Origin of the sequence: Aromatoleum evansii (assembly GCF_012910805.1) — a bacterium.
GTDB lineage: Bacteria > Pseudomonadota > Gammaproteobacteria > Burkholderiales > Rhodocyclaceae > Aromatoleum > Aromatoleum evansii.
Genome location: NZ_WTVK01000172.1, coordinates 1 through 806, shown reverse-complemented (window position 1 = coordinate 806; position 806 = coordinate 1). Strand labels below are relative to the sequence as shown.

The window sequence follows — 806 nt, the reverse complement described above, 5'->3', positions numbered from 1 at the left end:
GCGAACTCGCCGATGGCAAGCCCTTCGGCGTCAATATTTCGATGCTGCCCAAGCTCGCCAAGGGCGACCGGGTCGACGCCGTCGTCGACCTCGTCTGCGAGGAAGGCGTGCGCTTCGTCGAGACCGCCGGCAGGAATCCCGAACCCTACCTCCCTCGCCTGCACGCGGCGGGCATCAAGGTGCTGCACAAGGTGCCGACCGTGCGCCACGCGCGCTCGGCGCAGGCCACCGGCGTTGACGCGATCACAGTGGTCGGCGCCGAATGCGGCGGCCATCCCGGTACCGAGCTGATTGGCACGATGGTGCAGACCGCGCTCGCGGCGCGCGACATCCGGCTGCCGCTCGTCGCTGCGGGCGGTATCGCGACCGGCGCGCAGCTCGTGGCAGCACTGGCGCTCGGCGCCGACGGTGTCGCGATCGGCACGCGATTCCTCGTTGCAGAGGAAATCTGGGCCCATCCAAATTACAAAGCCCGGCTTATAGCGGCGCAAGAAACCGACACCGCACTCGTCATGGAGTCGCTCAAGAACACGGTACGCGCGCTTCGTAATGACACTACCGATCTTGTTCGGAAAATCGAAATCGAAGCTGGCGGCGACCTTGAAACACTCATGCCACACATCGCTGGCCGGATAGGTCGGCATGCATACGAGTCGGGTAACACTCGGCACGGCATCCTCTCGCTTGGGCAATCTGTTGCCTTTGCCGACCAGGTCGAACCTTTGAACAAGATTGTCTGCCGACTTGAAGTGGAAGCGAGAAAAGCGCTTGAACAGCTAGACAAGAAATGCAGCCGGCGAATCGGC

1 protein-coding gene is annotated in these 806 nt (G+C 63.2%); it reads left to right on the top strand.

What is annotated here, in order from left to right; translation table 11 throughout:
* Nucleotides 1-806: NAD(P)H-dependent flavin oxidoreductase (locus GO615_RS27740; RefSeq protein ID WP_169133063.1), on the top strand; the 806-nt coding region annotated here is incomplete at both ends.